This is a genomic window from Shewanella sp. LC6, assembly GCF_006385735.2.
Taxonomy (GTDB): Bacteria; Pseudomonadota; Gammaproteobacteria; order Enterobacterales; family Shewanellaceae; genus Shewanella; species Shewanella xiamenensis.
Genome location: NZ_CP043902.1, coordinates 4,296,576 through 4,315,607 on the forward strand (window position 1 = coordinate 4,296,576; position 19,032 = coordinate 4,315,607).

The window sequence follows — 19,032 nt, forward strand, 5'->3', positions numbered from 1 at the left end:
CCTGTTATTTGCCAAGCACTGATTAAAAGCAAACGCATTTGGCAGATTGTTAATCGCACAATCACGTAATCACACAATCACGTCACTCATCGCAATTGCTTAATGCCTCTAGCCAAGAGTGTATAATAATTAAAACCGTAAACATGTCGATCTAAATGCCTGGCAACTGCGTATACTCAGGGACACACTGTAAGAGGTAGACCTAATGGAACTGCGGATTTTTTTCGATGGCAATTGCCCATTATGTAGCGCCGAAATGCGCCAACTCAAAGCGCGCGATCCCGACGATAGAATTGAACTGGTGGATCTTAATGCTGACAATTTCAGCTCAAGATTCAGCTATATCGATAAAGACTACGCCAATACCATTCTCCATGGCGAAACCGCCTCCGGCCAAGTGCTGCTCGGGCTGGATGTCACCTGCAAAGCATGGGCGCTAACAGGCACTCGCCCTTGGGTACAAGCGCTACGCTTACCGCTTATCAAACCTATCGCGGATTGGTGCTACCTGAGATTCGCCAAGCACAGATACCGTATTTCCTATCTACTGACGGGTAAAGCCCGCTGTGACAGCCAATGCCAACTCCCCAAATAGCGAGACTCAAGATTAAGAACCCCTGTTTAGAGAACAAAGTTTAAAGCATAAAAAAACGGAGCCATTCGGCTCCGTCTTCTCATAATTCAGAAGAATTACTTAACGAAATCAACGCCTAGTTTGATATCGCCTTTCAGCGTATCTAACATAGAATCACGGGCGTTAGCTTCGAATGCGCTCACTTCACCGTAAGGCAGTACTTTTTCGATACCGTTTTTGCCTAACAATACTGGTTGAGCGAAGAATTCAGCGTGTTCGCTGCCGCCGTCAACGTAAGCACATTCAACGATGTTAGCTTCGCCTTGCAGACCACGAACCAGAGACATACCGAAACGGCATGCCGCTTGACCCATAGACAGGGTCGCGCTGCCGCCACCGGCTTTAGCTTCAACCACTTCAGTACCCGCGTTTTGGATACGTTTAGTTAAAGAAGCCACTTCTTCATCAGAGAAAGTCACGCCTTCAACTTGAGACAGTAATGGCAGAATAGTCACGCCACTGTGGCCGCCGATCACGTTGATTTTAACGTCAGCAACGTTTAAGCCTTTTAATTCAGCGATGAAAGTCTCAGAACGGATAACGTCCAGAGTGGTCACGCCGAATAAACGGTTCTTATCGTAAACACCTGCTTTTTTCAGCACTTCAGCAGCAATAGCAACTGTAGTGTTTACTGGGTTAGTGATAATACCCACGAGCGCTTTAGGGCAAGTAACAGCCACTTTCTCGATCAGGTTGCGAACGATACCCGCGTTGATATTGAACAGATCTGAACGATCCATACCAGGCTTACGTGCAACACCAGCAGAGATAAGCACAACGTCAGCACCCACGAGGGCAGGCGTTGGATCTTCACCAGCAAAACCTTTGATTTCAACCGCAGTTGGGATATGGCTCAAGTCAACCGCAACACCCGGAGTTACCGGTGCGATATCGTATAGAGACAGTTGAGAACCCGCAGGTAATTGAGTTTTTAACAGTAGGGCAAGAGCCTGGCCGATACCACCAGCAGCACCAAGTACAGCAACTTTCATAGTTATCTCCGTTATTTCTCGGATATTGTGACATGGATCTATTTTGCGTTGGCGTCACATTACTGGAATGTCACGCTAATTTCAATTATCCCTTAGTCGTTGATTCAAAGATTTACTAAAACAGCGCGTTGCAATGTTGAATATTTACTCTAGTTCAACAAATACATTTATAAATGAATTAGCACGAAGTGAGTTAATTGCATTTTTATTCAGTCATTATGGTTATTTGTTGACAGTTTAACCAAAACTATTCAGAATAAGCCTGTTTTTTTGAATAAAGAATAAGACTATGCAAACGACCAAGAATCAGGATGACCTTGTTAGAATTTTTAAGGCGATTTTAAAAGAGGAGCGCTTTGGCTCCCAGAGTGAAATCGTCACCGCCTTACAAGCAGAAGGCTTTACTAATATAAACCAATCTAAAGTGTCTCGTATGCTCAGCAAGTTCGGTGCCGTGCGCACTCGCAACGCTAAGCAGGAGATGGTTTATTGCTTACCTGCCGAATTAGGCGTGCCCACTGCGGGCAGCCCGTTAAAGAATTTAGTACTCGATGTTGACCATAACCAAGCGATGATTGTTGTCCGCACTAGCCCAGGCGCCGCACAATTAATTGCTCGTTTGTTAGACTCCATCGGTAAACCTGAAGGGATTTTGGGAACCATTGCGGGTGACGATACGATCTTTATTTGTCCATCTAGCATTCAAGATATCGCCGATACCTTGGAAACCATCAAATCTTTATTCAACTACGCAGAATAAAAAAACAGGTCAGCTTGCTGACCTGTTCTATTTCCACTGTACGCTTTTCAGTCCAGCATTACCCTAATTTCAGGGCTTGTGTCCCGCTTACGTTACAGTATTTAGCCGAATCTCCTCAGCTTTAGTAAGCCACACTGATCCTTTGATTGGGATGCGCCGCTTTTTCTGCTTCATCGAGCATGGCTTTGGCGTAATCACTCACCGAAATCCGGCTACGGCCATTTGCATCGGTAAAGAAGCTATCGCCACCTAAACGGTAAGAGCCTTCGCTTGCACCAGGGTAGATCTCTGCCGCTGGGCTGACAAAAGTCCAGTTAACAGTGGTGTTGGCGGCGCGAAATGCCTTTAATGCTTCACCTTGAGCCAGAGCTTCATCCTTATAGGCAGGCGGGAAATCTGGGCTTGAAACCAAAGTTACTCCCGGTGCCACTTCTAGACTACCTGCCCCACCAACCCACAATAAACGTGGCACTTTAGCCTGTGGCAATACGGCTAATAGATTATTAACTGTTTTCGCCACTAAGCCGTGATTCTGCTCGGCGCGGCCGCCCACTGAAGCAATTAACACATCCACGCCTGCAAAGGTTTCAGCGGTTAATGGCTGAGTCAGGTCAACACTACGCACTTCTGCCGCCGTTTCACCAAGCTTGCTTGGGTCACGCACTAAGGCGACGACGTCATGACCACGGCTTAAGGCTTCATTTAAAATGGTTCCGCCAATCCAACCCGATGCACCTAATACTGCAATTTTCATTTGATAAGTCTCACTGCTGATTTAAATTGAGACCAGTTTACTTGCGATACTTAGCGTGATAAATATCGATAAATGAGCAGGATTGTTTCAGATTGAGATACTAATGGGTGTAATTATATATGGATAAAATCGCCGCCATGCGTAGCTTTATCGAAGTGGCCAACTGTGGCAGCTTTACTAAGGCCGCAGAACACCTCGATCTCAGTCGTTTACAGGTTTCTCGCCATATTCAAGAAATTGAGCAGTGGCTCAGTTTACGCCTGCTACACCGCACCACCCGCAGCGTTAGCCTGACCTTGCAGGGTGAAGAAGCCCTGCAATATTGTCAACGGGTGCTGAGTGAAGTCGCCGCAATGGAAAGCCGCGCCCATAGTCATAACACTGAATTAGTCGGCAGTATTCGTATTGCCACACCCGTCGGACTTGGGCAGCACAGTCTGTTTGATGTGGTCGATCGCTTTATAAAATTGCACCCTAAGGTCAATATTCAGCTGTTAATGTCGGATAGTTTTGCTCAATTAGTGGATGAGCGGGTGGACGTGGCACTGCGCTATACCGAGCAGCCCGATGAGAATTTGATTGCCCGTAAATTGATGAGCATAGATGCTGTGCTGTGCGCCGCGCCCAGTTACTTGTCTCAAGCCGAGCCGTTAACCGTCCCTAACGATCTGCTCAGCCATAATTGCCTTATCCATAGTTCGCAGCAACATTGGCAGCTACTCAAGGAGCAACAGAGTGAGCTGATAAAACCTATGGGGAATCTGATGGCCAATGAAATGGGAGTGCTGGTCAGCGCCGCATTGCGTGGGCATGGCATTGCCTACTTGCCCTGTGACTTAGCTAATCAATATCTGGCCAGCGGTCAACTGCAAGAAGTGCTCCCAGAATACACGGCGCCTGGGCAAACCCTGTGGGCCGTGTACTTATCTCGCAGTTACCAACAAGCGCTAGTACGCGCCTTTATCGATTTTACCGCTCAGCAATGGCAACTCGATATCAATAAGTGGACAGCGGCGAGTTAAGCCCACAAACAAAAACGCACTGAGGCTTTAAGGCTCAGTGCGTTTAGTCGCGATTTGCGAAGGGTTAATTATCGAATTGCATCAAAAAATCTAAGCTTGGGGCGAAAAACGACGAGCCAGTTAACGCACTGGTGAAGTGCATCAAGTGATCATGATTACCCGCACCATCACCAAACACCATGCTATGGAGCATCTTCTCGAAGTGATCCGGCGTGCGGCAGGTTGAAATAAACATCAAGCCTTGTTCTTTGAGCGAGCCGTAAGGCATGCTCTGGCGCAAAATCTCGATGGACTTGCCGTTTTCATCCTTGAGGTTTACCCGCTTGATATGGCTGGTTAATGGCTTATCTTCCGACTCGTATTCGATGTTGTCTTGCTTGGTACGACCGATAATATCTTCTTGCTTTTTAAGCGGTAATCTATGCCACTTACTCAAGTTGTGGGCGTACTTTTGTACGTGAATATAGCTGCCGCCCTTAAATTCAGGGTCTTCATCCCCAACCAAGGCAACCTCTTGGCGATGACGCCCTTTCGGGTTTTCGGTGCCATCGACAAAGCCCGTTAAGTCGCGACTATCCATAAATCTAAAGCCGCGCTCTTCTTCCACTAGCTCGACTAAGTCTTCGAACATTTGGCTGATTTCGTTGGCGACTAAATGCAAAATGTCGTAACGATCGCAACGAAGATGCACAAACAGATCGTATTCGATCGCAGGCGCCTCGCGGTTACCCGCCTGCATCGCCGGGAAAGGCTTAAGCATTTCGGGGCGAGCATCGGGATAGAGACTGTCCCAATAGTTGGCGCCTATGGCCACAAAACCATTGAATGCACTGTCGGAATACTGATCCGTCAACTCATAAATATACTGCGCAACGTTGGCAATACAGGGACGCAATTGCGATTCAACGTTATCGTTGTCGCTCGCATTAAACATCAAATAGACGCTATGTAAGTTTCCCTCTGCACACACACCTAACTGTTCACGCGGCATATTTTGAATATCCATCTGGTTATCACCCTGTTGTCGATTCATTTTCGGCAATATTATCCGCAACTTTACCTGGAAATGACATTAAGTAACGCACAGTTTGTCCGTCTTTGTGATGTAAAGGCCTTTTGAGGCTGAAATATAAAAATTGACGAGGCCATTACGCCTCGTCAATGTTGACTATCCTGCATTCGCTTCAGTAGAGCAAAACGAGTGATGCGTTAATATCCTGCGGCATAACCATCCTTTCGACTTTCGGATGCACCGCGGTAAACGCCAGTTTCAGCATTAAAGCCAATGGCTTGATAGCCACCGAAATCACCGAGAACATCGCGAAGCACATGGCCTTTCTTCATCAGCTCACGGCGAGTTTCGACGGGGAAGCCTGATTCAAGGCTCACATAGCCACCGTCATTCATTATCTCCCCCGTAGGCTCAGTCGAACCTGAGTGTAAAATTCTGGGGGCATCACCCGCTTCTTGCAAGTTCATTTTAAAATCAATCAGATTGATAATAATCTGCGCATGCATTTGCGGCTGCGTCGCTCCGCCCATCACCCCAAAACTGAGCCAAGGTTTACCGTCTTTGGTCACAAAGGCGGGAATAATGGTATGGAAGGGCCGCTTACCCGGCGCATAGGTGTTAAATCGACCTTCGGTGAGATCGAACATCTGCCCGCGATCTTGCAGCACAAAGCCGAGATCCGGCGGCGTCATACCTGAGCCCATGCCGCGGTAGTTACTCTGGATCAGCGACACCATGTTGCCGTCTTTATCCGCGGTAGTGAGGTACACAGTATCCCCATGTTGCAGCGCAGGATTGCCCGCATCGACACTCTTAGCCGCCTTGTTTAAATCAATTAACTTGGCGCGATCGTAATTATATTGCTGCGAGATCAACTCTTTTACAGGCACTTTGTTAAAGGCCATATCGGCATAGAATTTCGCGCGATCGGCAAAGGCGAGTTTTTTGGCCTCTACAAATAAGTGCACATATTCGGGACTATTAAAGCCCATGGCGGCGACATCGAAGGGTTCCATAGTTTTTAAGATCTGTAGCGCGGCAATCCCCTGACCATTTGGCGGTAGCTCCCACACATCGTAACCACGGTAATTGACCGATACGGGTTCAATCCAGTCACTGGTATGGCTGGCTAAGTCTTCATAACTTAAATAGCCCCCTTGAGCCTTGATGTACTTATCAATACTTTTGGCAATGTCCCCCTTGTAAAAGGCATCGCGGCCGCCTTTAGCAATTTTCTCATAGGTGTTTGCCAGTGCAGGATTTTTGAAGATTTCGCCCACCGCAGGCATCTTGCCATTGGGCATATAGGTTTCTTTAAAACCGGGGAATTGAGCGAGCTTTTTACCGCTGCCCTCAAGGTAATAGGCAATCAACTCGGAGACAGGGAAACCTTCGCGGGCATAACGAATCGCTGGGGCTAAATTATCGGCCATTGGTAACTTGCCGAACTTATCGTGCAGTTCGAACCATCCATCCACCGCACCAGGAACGGATACGGGTAGCGGCCCCAAAGGAGGCAAGTAATCTAATCCGAGGGATTTTAGCTTCTCTAGCGTTAAGGATTTGGGGCTGCGACCAGAGGCATTAAGGCCATAGAGCTTTTTATCTTTAGCACTCCAGACGATGGCAAATAAATCACCACCAACACCCGAGCCAGTCGGCTCGACTAAGCCCAGCATGGCATTCGCTGCAATGGCTGCATCCACAGCGCTGCCGCCCTGTTTTAATACATCAATCGCGACCTGTGTCGCCAGCGGTTGACTGGTCGCCGCCATTCCGTGGGTGGCATACACTTCTGAGCGCGTCGCAAAGGCTTTACCCGTGATCCTATCCATGGCTAACACTCCCGATGACGACATTGCTGTCGCCACTGTGACTAAGGTACAAATTGATTTTATTGTTTTTATCATAATTCCTCCCACTCTGGAGGAATTAAGGTAACAAGGAAGGCTGAAAATATCAGCAATCTAGGTGTTTTTTACCCAAGTTAAACGTAAGCAAAAATGTCATGCTTTCTGCTGAGACACTGGCATATCGAGTTCGGCCTAGGCATTAAGACTCAAATAGCACTAGGGAATGTGGCTCAGTATTTAAGCCCACTCGCTGACCAACATTGAACTGCATAATTTGGCTACGCACTTCAACATAATGGGCGTGGGATGCCGCCTCGACTTTTACCCAATAATGGCAAAATGCGCCGAGGAAGCGCCGCTCGGTAATTGTCCCTACGCCCGCATCATCGGCACTGAGCGCCAATTGCTGTGGCCGCAAAAACACTTGGCCATTAAATGCATTAGACTTTGACAAGGGCGTGAGGCTTCGCAGCTCACCAATAGGAGTGACAACACGGTGGCCATCAACGACCTCGGCGGGTAAATAGTTGCCACTTCCCAGAAAATCAGCCACATAGCGGCTATTTGGTGCGGCATATAAGTCTTCCGCTCGGCCATGTTGTACTATCACACCTTGATTAAAAATGGCCAAGGTATCGGCAAACACAAAGGCCTCATCTTTGCTATGGGTAACAAAAACCGCACTAACATTACGCTGCTTTAGAATGCTGCGGATCTCCGCCATCATACTGTGGCGCACCTGTGCATCGATATTCGAAAAAGGCTCGTCGAGTAACAGTAATTGCGGCTCATAGGCTAATGCGCGGGCAATCGACACCCGCTGCTGCTGACCACCTGACAACTCATGGGGATAACGCTTGGCTAAGCCTTCAAGTTTTACTAGGGCGAGCATGTCATCTAACCGCGCCTTGCGCTGCGCTGGCGTTAATTTTGCCACACCAAAGAGAATATTCTCGGCGACGGTCAAATGGGGGAACAAAGCATAGTCTTGGAAAATCATCCCTATGCCCCGTTGCTCACTCGGCACAAATTGCCCTGCGCCGCTGACCGTCTTGCCATTGATTTGGATCTCACCTTGGCTAATCGCCTGCAATCCTGCCACCGCCCTCAGCAAGGTGGTTTTGCCGCAGCCACTTGGGCCGAGCAGCGCAAGGATTTCCCCTTGTGCCAGGGTTAAATCTAAGCCTTTGAGTACCTGTTGGCCCTGATAATCGCTATGAACTTGATGAAGATTGAGCGTACTGGTCATCGGCTATCTTGCTCCAAAGAACGGTTTAAATAAATCAGCGGGACTAAACCCACGAGCACAATCACAATGGCGGGCAAGGCGCCATATTCAAGCTTTTCGTCTGAGACAAACTGGAAGACATAGGTCGCAAGATTCTCAAAACCTATGGGACGCAGCAACAATGCCGCCGGTAATTCTTTCATACTTTCGATAAACACCAGCAGCGCCCCGGCAAATAATCCCTTAGTGAGCAGCGGCAGATGCACTCTTTGGAGCAAACGTCGAGGGCTTTGCCCAAGTGTTAGACTCACCATGTCTAATGAGGGCGAGATGCGTTTATAGCTAGTCTCAACACTGCCAATCGCAATGGCCACAAAGCGCACACAAAAAGCAAAAACCAGCGCAGCCGTACTGCCAGTGAGCAAGAGCCCAGGGCCTGCCATCCCCAACCAATCGGCGACGTCGTTAATCGCAAAATCGAGCAGGGTTAATGGCACCAATACACCAATGGCAAGTACCGTTCCGGGTAAAGCATAGCCAGTTGAAGCCAAGCGCGATGGCAATGCATCACTCGTCCTTGGGCTCACACGGCGAATAAACATCAATATCAATGCAATCGCGCAGCACACTAGGCTAGTAATGAGCGCGAGGCTCAAGCTATTCACGCTCAATTGCCAGAAAATCGAATCCCAGCTCTGCTCAAAATAACCGATAGCGTAGGAGAGTAAAATTCCGCTTGGCAGCACAAAGGCCAGCAGTAACAAGGTGATGCAATAACCGAGGGCAAACAGGGTTTGCATTGGTGAGAGCCGATATAAATCGCTCGCTTGAATGCGGGACTGTTTTTGGAATAACTGCTGCTTACGGCGGGCAAAACGCTCAACGCCAATCAAGCTAAACACCACCAGCAGGATAATGGCCGAGAGCTTTGCCGCGGCGGTTAAATTGCCATAGCCCAACCAAGTGTCATATACGGCTGTCGTTAAGGTTGGCACGGCAAAGTAGTTAACTGTGGCAAAATCCGCTGCGGTTTCCATCGCCACTAATGCCACACCCACGGCCAAGGCGGGCCTTGCCATTGGCAAAGATAAACGCCAAAAACTCTGCCAAGGCGAGCAGCCCATGATCCTTGATGCATGCGCCAAACTTAAGGATTGCTCCATAAACGCGGTACGCGCTAACAGATAAATATAGGGAAATAACACCAGCGATAACACACACGCTGCACCACCTAAGGTGCGAATATCAGGGAAAAAGTAATCCTGCGGTGAGCTCCAACCAAAGAGCGCGCGCAAACTCCTTTGTACTGGGCCGGCGTAATCAAATAAATCCGTATACACGTAGGCAACAATGTAGGCTGGCATGGCCAAGGGCAATAACAAAGCCCATTGCAAATACCGTCTACCGACAAATTCACAGCGCGCCATTAACCAAGCGCAGGGCAACGCTAGCAAGAGTGAGCCAGTACTCACCCACAGGATCAACCATAAGCTATTAGTGATGTATGTCGGTAATACAGTAGAAAGTAGATGACCAAAAACGGCCTCATCGGGCTGAGCCGCTTGAAGAAGTAACGCAACGAGGGGTAACACCAGTAGCACAGCTATGGCATAACCAGTAAGCGACCAGCTTCTGGCTAATCCTAAAATCATGTGGCTCCTTTAAACAAGTGCGCCAATTAATGGCGCACTTATCGATTTAACTGCCTAACTAGAGGTCAAACTGCACTTCATCTAACAATTTCACTGCTGCTTGGTGATATTCGGCCAGCTTGAAAATCGGCAACTTATCAGATTTAAACTCGCCCCAAGAGGCCACTAAGGTTGAAGGTGCAACATCGGCTTTTACTGGATATTCCATATTCACTTCGGCATAGGCTTTTTGCGCCACATCGCCAGAGAGGAATTCCATCAACTTGATAGCATTGTCTTTATTCGGCGCGTGGCGAGTAAGCACCATACCTGAAACATTGACATGGGCACCGCGGTCAGCCTGATTCGGGAAATTAATCACCACGGCTTCAGCCCAGCTCTTTTGCTCCGGATCTTGCAGCATATTGCCATAGTAGTAGCTGTTACCAATCGCGATATCACATAGGCCTTCTTTTACCGCTTGAACCTGTCCGCGATCGTTACCTTGAGGCTTGCGGGCTAAGTTAGTTTTCACGCCCTGTAGCCACGTTTTCGTGTCCGCCTCACCGTGATGAGCAATCATCGAAGCCACCAAGGCGATGTTGTAAGGATGCTTACCGCTGCGAGTACAAATCTTACCTTTGTATTTAGGATCGGCGAGTTCTTCATAACTAATCGCTTGTGGGCCTAAGCGATCTTTTGCCGTATAGAGGTTACGAACACGCATCGTCAAGGCATACCATTGCCCATCCGGATCGCGGTATTGCGCAGGAATATTGCTATTGAGCTGCTCACTTTTCACGGGAGAAGTCAGATCTTTTTCGACTAATTCGACCAAACGAGAAAAATCTGAAGTTAACACTAGATCGGCGGGCGATAAGCGACCTTCACGGGCGATACGTTCGGCAATCCCGTCTTTGGCAAACACCACATTCACGCCAATGCCTGTTTCTTCAGTAAAGCGCTTCAAGATGGGCTCAACCAAAAATGCTTGACGATAGGAATAAACCGTTAATTTTTCATCCGCATGTGCAGACTGTGCAACCGATATTAACCCAATTAAAGCGGCACAAGTTACCCATTTCATTCGCGATTTCTCCTCAAAATGATGACGTCAAACGTGAGTCGTTCTTAGATTAAAAATGATAATAGTTATCAGTTTCGCAAGAGTAATTGATCGACTTGAGGAGAGCAATAGTTAGTATAACTTTTTGTTTTTAATGAATTTAAGATATAAAAAGGCAAATTATCTCAAACCAAACTAAACTGAATCTTAATTTTTAAAAATAGTTGGGAGGTATTATGTTTAGCATGCTACTACTCTTCATTACTATTCTTGGACTAGTGATATTTATGACCTACCAAAATAGTCAAAAGCAGCACAAGTCGTTTGCCAAAACCACGAGTTTGGCAAAACGAGCAAAGCACGGAACGACGATATTGAATGCCTTCCACTGCGTGAGTATTGAAAATGAAGCAAATTGCTGCAAACAGGTCGATGCAATTAAAGGAAAACGCTTCCTGTCAAAAGAAGCGCCTGAAATTCCAATCAAAGGCTGCACCCAAAGCCAATGTCAGTGCCACTATAAACACTATGACGATAGGCGCCAAGCTGGTAACGATCGCCGAGTTGACTACGGCATGACTAAAGAGCTCTTCGGCGCATTTGGTGAACATAATCGCCGAGATAAGCCTAAAGGCCGGCGCTTAACCGACCATTGACAATATTTATTGTGGGCGAGTATCTACAAACGCAGGTAAATCACGCATTTCGCTAAACCAGATCGCAGTCGCTGGAGCAACTTTACGCCAATCGAGTTCAGGGTGTCTGAAATCCATATAATCCAACAAACAGATTAACGCTAACTGTGGTGCTTGTATGGTTGCTTGAGTAATCACGCTCTGATGCTCCATCTGCATCAACCCACGCAGCAGAGCCTGCTCAAAACGTGATGTCCAAAAAGCTGATCTCACCCCCTCATCTTCACGCATTTGCTCTTGGCGCAACTTCACCGCGCTATCAATTAATCCCTTGATCATCGAGTACTGGCACTGCAATACCCAGTTATAAGGTTGACCGCCAAACATTTCCTGTGAACCTAATTCTGCGTCCAGATAACGCATAATCACTTCGCTATCGAAAATAGGCACGCCATCATTCGTGATCAGGCAAGGAATCTGACCTAACGGATTAACATCAAGCAACTGTGCCGTATTTTCCATTGGATTAACGAGAACTTCTTCAATATCTTTAATCCCTAAATAACGGATTAAGCTACGAACACAGCGAGCATAGGGTGACGCAAGGGAGCAGAGCAACTTCATCAAAAAATCCTTCTAAACGACAACTATAAAGCAACGAATACGTTGGTAACGGATGCTAAACACTCTCATTATTACCAATATTTTTCTACGGTAATTTGCCCAGGAGCACGGCGTAAATTTTTCGAGAGCCCCTTATCAAGCAATGCCGCTTGGGCGCCGCTAATCATCCCAGGATTACCGCAAATCATCACCTGGGAATCCGCAGCACTTAAGGTTAATCCGACTTTCCGCTCGATTTCACCCGAGACTAAGCCATCGGGGATACGACATTGCAATGCGTCATCAAGCTTTTCACGGGTCACAGTTAAACACAGGATAAACTGATCTGGATATTGCATCGAATAAGCCTTTAGTTTATCGAGGTAGGCTAAATCTTTAGCTTCGCGCACACCATAGACAAGCACAATTTTCTCAAAACGCTGCCAAGGTTCGGCGGTATCCAGCATGGATAAGAATGGCCCGATGGCCGTACCTGTGGCTAAAAACCATAAATGCCGACCTTGTAATTCTCCCTTTGGGATCTCATCTAAGGTCATAAAACCCGTTGCCGTTGGAGTGATTTCTATTTCATCACCGATGGTAAGATTCTGTAATTGTGGGGATAACTGGCCATCCTCTACAGCAACAGCCAAAATCTCGGCATAGGGTTTATCGGGAGAATTAACAAGGGAATAAGCTCTAGCGATACGCTTATCATCTTGCAGTTGACTGAGTTTAATAAATTGACCGGGAATAAAGGGAGCTAACTCGACCGCTATCCGCAGTGAAAATAACTTGTCGTTCCAATCAATACGTTCAATAACGCGTCCCCTAGTCCACATAACTCGCCCTCAAGCAAAACGTTAAATAGGCTCCTAGCATAGACGGTTATTCACACAACAAAAACCCCTTATTGTAAGGGGCTTAAGAGTTAAGATATGCAGGATTAAATTAAGTGTTAGTCGCTTGAGTCTCATTTGATTTTTTATTAAAACTGTCCCTAAAGGCCTGTAATCCTTCTTGAACGAGCCCATAGGTTTTATCCACACCATCGGCAATATCGCCCTGCAACACTTTAAGACCAGATAAAATATCCCTCGCCTCTTTAAAGCCATTATCGATAGCGCCACCAATGATGGTCATAAAGCTGTCGAGCTGTTCGTCAAAACTCATATTCGAATTTTGCTGCTGATGAACACTAAAAAATTGCGTCGCGAAACTCACAATACGATCGGCAGTGGCCTCGGGGGACGTATCGACACCGTTATCATAGGCGGTTTGAATCGCGTTCTCGCCCATAGAAGGAGCTAACTCTTTGTTTATCGCTTCGATTGCTGCGCGATAAAGCAAGGTCATAGATTGATCACCCGACTTTAGGCTTACATCTTCCTGCGCCGATAGAATTGCTTGATTCATTAACTGCTTACTAGTTTGCTGCGCCGTCTGTTTAGAGGTGGCATCCACATTTTTCGTCTTATCACTATTTGCCGCGTTTTCAGCATATTTACTGTGGGTCGAAGAAGTGCTCTGTACCTGTGCAGGGTTATTGATTTCCATGATGCTAGTCCACTCAACTTGGGGGAGACTTAATTATCGACCAAAATTTGAGCAACTTTAGCAATTTTATAAATTGCAGTACCATTCATACTTAATGCGATGATACAAATAGAGAATAGGTTTGTTTATTCAATACCATCCTAACCCCACTCTTGCACACGCCCATAAAATAAGGATATAAGGCATGGCAATCGCCCAGTATGTACATGGTTTTTTGCGGCATAATCGAAGAATCGGTTTCAATTCAGGAACGCTAATACAATCATTACTGATAAGTCTGCTATTCTTCGCCAGCATTGGACTTAGTCCGATCAATCAAGCTATTGCCGATAATCGATTAATCATTATCGTAAGACATGCAGAAAAAGCTGATGAGCCCGCAGGCGATCCTCCCCTTTCAGCCAGTGGCAATATACGTGCTCAGGCGCTTATCAGCGCCTTAAAACGTACCCCCATTTCACAGCTGATTGCGACTCAATATCAAAGAACTCAGCAAACCTTATTACCGATTTCAACGGAACGGCATTTACCGATTACTGTGCTCGAGGCAAAAAAACCTCTCGAAACCCATATCCAACATATTGTTGAACAAGTACATGCGGTTAAAGGTAACAGCTTAATTGCAGGGCACTCCAACACCGTGCCACTTATCATCAAGGCTCTCGGTGGACCAGACATTCCCAACATCAGTGAAGATGATTACAGCCAGTTGTTTTTACTTTCTATTAATGATGGACAAGCTGCCAGCTTGATCTCCACCCGCTACGGCAATGAATAGAGGATAACAAGATGCACGAATTGAATTGGTTTATGTGGGGACTAGATCTCTTATCTGGGCTGTTTTTAATCATTATCGGTTTTGGCGCTCTAGCCATTGTCTACATGTACTTTGCTGACAAATTGCAAACCAAACAGGCAGTACGCCATAACTATCCTGTGATTGGTCGTTTTAGATATTTATTTGAGAAACAAGGTGAATTTTTCAGACAATACTTTTTTGCCCAGGACAGGGAAGAACTCCCCTTTAACCGCGCAGAACGAAGCTGGGTATATAGAGCGGCTAAAAATGTCGATAGAACGATAGCATTTGGCTCGACCCGGCCCTTGGACACGACAGGTACGATTATGTTTATGAATACCGCCTTTCCGACCCAAGATGAGGACATTACACCCATTCATCCGCTAACTATTGGCGCCGATTGCCGCGAACCTTACACCACAAATACCATTTGCCACATCTCTGCCATGAGCTTTGGCGCTCTGTCCCGCCCCGCTATCACCGCCTTATCCCATGGTGCGGCGCAGGCAGGTTGTTGGTTAAATACAGGTGAAGGCGGTTTAAGCCCTTATCATTTAAAGGGCGGCTGTGATTTAGTCTTTCAAATCGGCACCGCCAAATATGGCGTTCGTAACGAGCACGGCCATTTAGACGATAACAAACTCAAAACAATTGCAGCGCACCCTCAAGTCAAAATGTTTGAAATCAAAATGAGTCAAGGTGCAAAACCCGGTAAAGGTGGCATCCTACCTGGCGTAAAAGTGACAGAGGAAATCGCCCATATTCGCGGTATTCCACAGGGACAAGATTCCATCAGTCCCAACGGTCATATCGAGTTTAAAAATGTTGGCGATATTCTGGATATGATTGCCAGAGTGCGCGAAGTAACGGGTAAACCCACAGGAATAAAAGCCGTACTCGGCGACATAACATGGCTTGAAGATTTTTGCGATGAAATTGAACGTCGTGGAGAAGCATCTGCTCCAGACTTTTTCACCTTAGATAGCGCCGATGGTGGAACAGGTGCCGCGCCGCAACCTTTAATGGATTGTGTTGGCCTACCGCTAAAAGAAAGTCTACCTATTTTGGTCAATATATTGATTCAACGTGGACTGCGTAAACGTATCAAAGTGATCGCCTCTGGTAAACTCATCGTCCCTTCACGGGTTGCTTGGGCACTCGCCTTAGGCGCCGACTTTATCGCCTCAGCCCGTGGGAATATGTTCGCCTTAGGCTGTATTCAAGCATTGCAATGCAACAAGGACACTTGTCCCACTGGAATTACCACACACAATAAAAAACTTCAGCAAGGACTTGATCCAAAAGATAAATCTAACCGAGTTGCCAATTATAACCATAATCTACACCACGACTTGGCGCTAATAGCCCATGCATGTGGGGTAACAGAACCAAGGCAGCTCAAACCTTCCCATGTGCGGATTGTACTTGAAAGTGGCTTGTCGGTTTCACTGGATAAATATTATTCCCATATCAATCAATAATTAATAAATTTCCAGCGCATAACATACGACTTTCATCTAAAGTTAATTCAGCAATAACTAATTTGAATGTGTATCACAAAAGGAGTAAAATCCGTGATACACGCATTGAATTAAACCATTTCATATTTATTGTTAAGGAAACACTGTGAAATCTAGCTTTGTAAGCCAAATGTCTGACAGCAAAACTGCCAGCACAAGCTGTAAGAGCTGTAATCGCTTAACAGAGATCGAAGGCGAGCTGTTGTGTTTTCGTGAAGGTCAAGTCATTCGTCTGAAACGAATTGACGACTCGACCAATAAATTCAATCTGCTGTGTGAAGGTTGGAAGGCTGGAAAACCCAAGGGGATATAATTTTATATATCCTATTATTCTGCTTAACAAACACCATGAATATCAGCGTTATATTCATTCGTTCCACGAATAATCCCAGCCAGTCCCATATCTAGATTCAGTTTGGCCAGCGTTAACCGTCTTGTTGTCACTTTCAGACCTGCATTGAGCTCAGCATGAATTCGTTGTAGCGAATCATAATCTACACCGCGCTTTTGAAGCGTTGCCATAATCGCAAACCAGTCTGTGCTGACTTTCTCTTCTCTGCCTTCAATATTGACTCTTAATGCCATATTTTCCATGCCAAGCACCTCTTATGATTATTTGCTTGGATTCGAGTATAGAGAGCCTTAGCTGAATAAAAACTGAATTGTCGCAACGCTATTAGACTTACAGCAAACGCTTTTGATAATTACACCAAGAGCTGTTGTTGTTCATTTTGTATCCGCCACAACTTAGCGTAAAGGCCGTCCTGGGCTAATAATGCTGTATGATGTCCCTGCTCAACAATTTCGCCTTTGCTTAAAACAACAATCTGATCAGCATCAACAATAGTCGATAATCGATGTGCAACCACTAAGCTGGTGTGTCCTTTGGCCACCTCGCGAAGGGCCGTTAAAATAGCCTGCTCGGAGCGACTATCGAGGGATGAAGTCGCCTCATCAAATACTAACACTGGCGATCCTTTTAAGATCGCGCGAGCAATCGCAACTCGTTGTTTCTCGCCACCTGAAAGTTTTAATCCCCGCTCACCCACTTTGGTATCCCAACCCTGTGAAAGTGAAGCAATAAAATCTTCTAAATGAGCGAGTTTAATAGCATCGCGCACTTCGTCATCACTCGCATCAGGGCGACCATAACGAATGTTCTCAACTAAAGAATCATTAAATAACACTGTATCTTGTGGCACTATCGCAATCGCTCTGCGAAGCGCATCTTGTGTTAACTGGCGAATGTCGTGTCCATCAATCAAAATACGTCCTTGCTCTACATCGTAAAAGCGGAACAATAGTTTGATTAATGTGGATTTTCCCGCACCGCTATCCCCAACCACAGCGACCTTTTTACCCGCTGCAACTTTAAAACTAACATTACGCAGTATGGGTCTGTCATCATAGTTAAAACTGACCTGCTCAAAACTGAGCTCGCCACGGGAAGGGTGAAAATCTAATGCATCAGGTTTATCTATAATACTAGGGTGTTTATCCAGCAAACTGAACATCCGCTCGATATTGGCTAAAGCGCCACGGATTTCACGGTAGACAAATCCCAAGAAGTTTAGCGGCATAAAGAGCTGCATCATAAAAGCATTGATCAGCACAAAGTCACCTATGGTCATTTCATTGTTGGTCACTTTATAAGCCGCTAACGCCATCATCGCCGTCATCGCTAAGGCAATAATCAGCGCCTGCCCGCCGTTGAGGGCAAAAAGCGATAAACGATTCTTACGCTTAGCGACTTCCCATTGTTCTAGGGCCTGATCGTATCTATCCGATTCATATTTCTCGTTATTAAAATACTTCACGGTTTCATAATTCAGCAGACTGTCGATAGCGCGGGTATTCGAGAGGGAGTCGGCCTTGGCGGCATCGCGCACATATTCGGTACGCCACTCGGTAGCAATGACCGAAAACCAAATGTAGGCCATCACGGAGGTAAAAGTGATAGCTGCAAAGGCAAGTCCATAATTAAAAAAGAAAATGCCAATGACCATGGCAATTTCTAACAGCGTCGGCACTATGTTAAACACCATAAAACGCATCAAAAAGCTCACACCACTGGTGCCACGTTCAATGTCTCGCGATAAACCGCCCGTGCGTCGCTCTAGGTGAAAATCCAAATCGAGTCGATGTAGGTGAACAAACACCGCAAGGCCTAAACGCCGAATAGCCCGCTCTGTTACTCGACCAAATAAGGTATCGCGGATTTCCCCCGTAATGGCAGTTAACAGTCGTACTGCGCCATAGGCCAATACTAAGCCGATAGGCACACTCAAGGCCTGCGCTGTTTTATTAACATCTAAAGTATCGACTATATCTTTGAGAATAAACGGCAAACCGACACTAGCAAGCTTAGCAACAATAAGGCAAGACATCGCCAATGCCACACGCCCCTTATATTCAAGCAAATAGGGCCAGAGCAATTTAATCACATGCCAATTGAGCTTATCGATGGGACCTTCAAAGTACAGTGTTGGACGCATATATCTAAACCTTTGCCTAAGTCGGTCAATTGTAACAGCATGGCGAATAATAAAGTGAATCAAAGGATAAAGTTTTAATAAAATCAATCAGATTTTTCTGACAGACAAACCACTTATCACTTGGCACAATTACCACTTATACCAGCTGCCAGTACTGAAGTAATGAGACGTCTTTAATTAGATATCCGCATAGAAGTGCCTCGATATAAAAATGTCACACTAACGACTTACCCTAGGAGAAATCACTAAGGGCTTATTAACGATAAGAAATGCCATAGTTGCAAGGTTTTATCCGAATAATGAACGCTAAAATAGGCTGCGATAACATGGATTGGAGTGTTGATTATTTTGTCGGTTTTACCCAAAATGCCCCATGGACTTAAGTTCACTAGCAGCAGGATTTGCAAACCTCTGGCCGCAGCAGCGAGCGAAGCAATATGCTCTGTACTCGTTTTGCGATAACACTAAGAT

Annotated in this window: 19 protein-coding genes; 7 read left to right on the forward strand and 12 right to left on the reverse strand. The window is 46.2% G+C overall.

Going from position 1 to position 19,032, the window contains the following annotated elements; genetic code table 11:
• The first annotated feature begins 205 nt into the window (after window positions 1-205).
• A complete protein-coding gene (locus FJD32_RS19230) occupies window positions 206-595 on the forward strand; it encodes a DUF393 domain-containing protein (RefSeq protein WP_037428472.1) in 390 nt (129 codons plus the stop codon).
• A gap of 95 nt (window positions 596-690) precedes the next feature.
• Here FJD32_RS19230 and mdh read toward each other — a convergent pair whose 3' ends face one another.
• Window positions 691-1,626, reverse strand: coding sequence for a malate dehydrogenase (gene mdh, locus FJD32_RS19235; protein ID WP_037414331.1), 936 nt, complete (start codon window positions 1,624-1,626; stop codon window positions 691-693).
• Between the two features lie 289 nt (window positions 1,627-1,915).
• Here mdh and argR point away from each other — a divergent pair, with 289 nt between their 5' ends.
• Complete coding sequence (argR, locus tag FJD32_RS19240) at window positions 1,916-2,386, forward strand: transcriptional regulator ArgR (protein ID WP_011071072.1); 471 nt, start codon at window positions 1,916-1,918, stop codon at window positions 2,384-2,386.
• A 121-nt stretch (window positions 2,387-2,507) separates the two neighbouring features.
• On the opposite strand, the gene FJD32_RS19245 is transcribed toward argR, so the two are convergent.
• Window positions 2,508-3,140, reverse strand: coding sequence for an NAD(P)-dependent oxidoreductase (locus tag FJD32_RS19245; RefSeq protein ID WP_037428474.1), 633 nt, complete (start codon window positions 3,138-3,140; stop codon window positions 2,508-2,510).
• Between the two features lie 119 nt (window positions 3,141-3,259).
• Between FJD32_RS19245 and FJD32_RS19250 the strand changes: the two genes are divergently transcribed.
• Window positions 3,260-4,162 (forward strand): LysR family transcriptional regulator, encoded by a 903-nt coding sequence (locus FJD32_RS19250; RefSeq protein WP_088586138.1) that lies wholly within the window; start codon window positions 3,260-3,262, stop codon window positions 4,160-4,162.
• Window positions 4,163-4,226: 64 nt separating this feature from the next.
• Here FJD32_RS19250 and FJD32_RS19255 read toward each other — a convergent pair whose 3' ends face one another.
• The 5 genes from FJD32_RS19255 to FJD32_RS19275 form a co-directional block, all read right to left on the reverse strand.
• Window positions 4,227-5,168, reverse strand: coding sequence for a Dyp-type peroxidase (locus tag FJD32_RS19255; protein WP_037414323.1), 942 nt, complete (start codon window positions 5,166-5,168; stop codon window positions 4,227-4,229).
• Between the two features lie 203 nt (window positions 5,169-5,371).
• Window positions 5,372-7,084 (reverse strand): gamma-glutamyltransferase, encoded by a 1,713-nt coding sequence (gene ggt / locus FJD32_RS19260; RefSeq protein WP_037428480.1) that lies wholly within the window; start codon window positions 7,082-7,084, stop codon window positions 5,372-5,374.
• 142 nt (window positions 7,085-7,226) lie between these two features.
• A complete protein-coding gene (locus FJD32_RS19265; protein ID WP_037428482.1) occupies window positions 7,227-8,276 on the reverse strand; it encodes an ABC transporter ATP-binding protein in 1,050 nt (349 codons plus the stop codon).
• The gene (locus FJD32_RS19270) at window positions 8,273-9,907 is read right to left on the reverse strand and encodes an iron ABC transporter permease (protein ID WP_037428484.1); all 1,635 of its coding nucleotides are present in this window, start codon (window positions 9,905-9,907) and stop codon (window positions 8,273-8,275) included. Before FJD32_RS19270 ends, FJD32_RS19265 begins: the two co-directional genes overlap by 4 nt.
• A 58-nt stretch (window positions 9,908-9,965) precedes the next feature.
• Window positions 9,966-10,973, reverse strand: coding sequence for a Fe(3+) ABC transporter substrate-binding protein (locus FJD32_RS19275; RefSeq protein ID WP_088586139.1), 1,008 nt, complete (start codon window positions 10,971-10,973; stop codon window positions 9,966-9,968).
• 215 nt (window positions 10,974-11,188) lie between these two features.
• Between FJD32_RS19275 and FJD32_RS19280 the strand changes: the two genes are divergently transcribed.
• Window positions 11,189-11,608, forward strand: coding sequence for a hypothetical protein (locus FJD32_RS19280; RefSeq protein ID WP_037428488.1), 420 nt, complete (start codon window positions 11,189-11,191; stop codon window positions 11,606-11,608).
• Window positions 11,609-11,614: 6 nt separating this feature from the next.
• Here the strand turns inward: FJD32_RS19280 and FJD32_RS19285 are convergent, their stop codons facing one another.
• From FJD32_RS19285 to FJD32_RS19295, 3 genes are all read right to left on the reverse strand, one after another.
• Window positions 11,615-12,211, reverse strand: coding sequence for a glutathione S-transferase N-terminal domain-containing protein (locus tag FJD32_RS19285; protein ID WP_037428490.1), 597 nt, complete (start codon window positions 12,209-12,211; stop codon window positions 11,615-11,617).
• 71 nt (window positions 12,212-12,282) lie between these two features.
• Window positions 12,283-13,032: a ferredoxin--NADP reductase gene (locus FJD32_RS19290; RefSeq protein WP_037428492.1), complete on the reverse strand. Its 750-nt coding sequence runs from the start codon at window positions 13,030-13,032 to the stop codon at window positions 12,283-12,285.
• A gap of 109 nt (window positions 13,033-13,141) precedes the next feature.
• The gene (locus FJD32_RS19295; RefSeq protein WP_037414307.1) at window positions 13,142-13,747 is read right to left on the reverse strand and encodes a DUF5610 domain-containing protein; all 606 of its coding nucleotides are present in this window, start codon (window positions 13,745-13,747) and stop codon (window positions 13,142-13,144) included.
• 184 nt (window positions 13,748-13,931) lie between these two features.
• Between FJD32_RS19295 and FJD32_RS19300 the strand changes: the two genes are divergently transcribed.
• From FJD32_RS19300 to FJD32_RS19310, 3 genes are all read left to right on the forward strand, one after another.
• Window positions 13,932-14,525, forward strand: a complete 594-nt coding sequence (locus FJD32_RS19300) for a phosphoglycerate mutase family protein (RefSeq protein ID WP_088586140.1) — start codon at window positions 13,932-13,934, stop codon at window positions 14,523-14,525.
• Window positions 14,526-14,536: 11 nt separating this feature from the next.
• On the forward strand, window positions 14,537-16,027 hold the full coding sequence (locus FJD32_RS19305) for an FMN-binding glutamate synthase family protein (protein WP_037428495.1): 1,491 nt from the start codon (window positions 14,537-14,539) through the stop codon (window positions 16,025-16,027).
• Between the two features lie 145 nt (window positions 16,028-16,172).
• Window positions 16,173-16,379, forward strand: a complete 207-nt coding sequence (locus FJD32_RS19310) for a hypothetical protein (protein WP_037414301.1) — start codon at window positions 16,173-16,175, stop codon at window positions 16,377-16,379.
• Window positions 16,380-16,402: 23 nt separating this feature from the next.
• On the opposite strand, the gene FJD32_RS19315 is transcribed toward FJD32_RS19310, so the two are convergent.
• Window positions 16,403-16,660, reverse strand: a complete 258-nt coding sequence (locus FJD32_RS19315; protein WP_037414299.1) for a hypothetical protein — start codon at window positions 16,658-16,660, stop codon at window positions 16,403-16,405.
• A 110-nt stretch (window positions 16,661-16,770) separates the two neighbouring features.
• Window positions 16,771-18,561: an ABC transporter ATP-binding protein/permease gene (locus FJD32_RS19320; RefSeq protein ID WP_140907363.1), complete on the reverse strand. Its 1,791-nt coding sequence runs from the start codon at window positions 18,559-18,561 to the stop codon at window positions 16,771-16,773.
• Window positions 18,562-19,032: the final 471 nt, after the last annotated feature.

Excerpts from the sequence above, each read along its gene's own strand:
- FJD32_RS19305 (WP_037428495.1), top strand. The coding sequence starts at position 14,537 with ATGCACGAATTGAATTGGTTTATGTGGGGACTAGATCTCTTATCTGGG.
- FJD32_RS19250 (WP_088586138.1), top strand. The coding sequence starts at position 3,260 with ATGGATAAAATCGCCGCCATGCGTAGCTTTATCGAAGTGGCCAACTGT.
- FJD32_RS19230 (WP_037428472.1), top strand. The coding sequence starts at position 206 with ATGGAACTGCGGATTTTTTTCGATGGCAATTGCCCATTATGTAGCGCC.
- FJD32_RS19285 (WP_037428490.1), bottom strand. The coding sequence starts at position 12,211 with ATGAAGTTGCTCTGCTCCCTTGCGTCACCCTATGCTCGCTGTGTTCGT.
- FJD32_RS19295 (WP_037414307.1), bottom strand. The coding sequence starts at position 13,747 with ATGGAAATCAATAACCCTGCACAGGTACAGAGCACTTCTTCGACCCAC.
- FJD32_RS19265 (WP_037428482.1), bottom strand. The coding sequence starts at position 8,276 with ATGACCAGTACGCTCAATCTTCATCAAGTTCATAGCGATTATCAGGGC.
- FJD32_RS19320 (WP_140907363.1), bottom strand. The coding sequence starts at position 18,561 with ATGCGTCCAACACTGTACTTTGAAGGTCCCATCGATAAGCTCAATTGG.
- FJD32_RS19270 (WP_037428484.1), bottom strand. The coding sequence starts at position 9,907 with ATGATTTTAGGATTAGCCAGAAGCTGGTCGCTTACTGGTTATGCCATA.
- ggt (WP_037428480.1), bottom strand. The coding sequence starts at position 7,084 with ATGATAAAAACAATAAAATCAATTTGTACCTTAGTCACAGTGGCGACA.
- FJD32_RS19280 (WP_037428488.1), top strand. The coding sequence starts at position 11,189 with ATGTTTAGCATGCTACTACTCTTCATTACTATTCTTGGACTAGTGATA.
- argR (WP_011071072.1), top strand. The coding sequence starts at position 1,916 with ATGCAAACGACCAAGAATCAGGATGACCTTGTTAGAATTTTTAAGGCG.
- FJD32_RS19290 (WP_037428492.1), bottom strand. The coding sequence starts at position 13,032 with ATGTGGACTAGGGGACGCGTTATTGAACGTATTGATTGGAACGACAAG.
- FJD32_RS19315 (WP_037414299.1), bottom strand. The coding sequence starts at position 16,660 with ATGGAAAATATGGCATTAAGAGTCAATATTGAAGGCAGAGAAGAGAAA.
- FJD32_RS19255 (WP_037414323.1), bottom strand. The coding sequence starts at position 5,168 with ATGGATATTCAAAATATGCCGCGTGAACAGTTAGGTGTGTGTGCAGAG.
- FJD32_RS19300 (WP_088586140.1), top strand. The coding sequence starts at position 13,932 with ATGGCAATCGCCCAGTATGTACATGGTTTTTTGCGGCATAATCGAAGA.
- FJD32_RS19275 (WP_088586139.1), bottom strand. The coding sequence starts at position 10,973 with ATGAAATGGGTAACTTGTGCCGCTTTAATTGGGTTAATATCGGTTGCA.
- mdh (WP_037414331.1), bottom strand. The coding sequence starts at position 1,626 with ATGAAAGTTGCTGTACTTGGTGCTGCTGGTGGTATCGGCCAGGCTCTT.
- FJD32_RS19245 (WP_037428474.1), bottom strand. The coding sequence starts at position 3,140 with ATGAAAATTGCAGTATTAGGTGCATCGGGTTGGATTGGCGGAACCATT.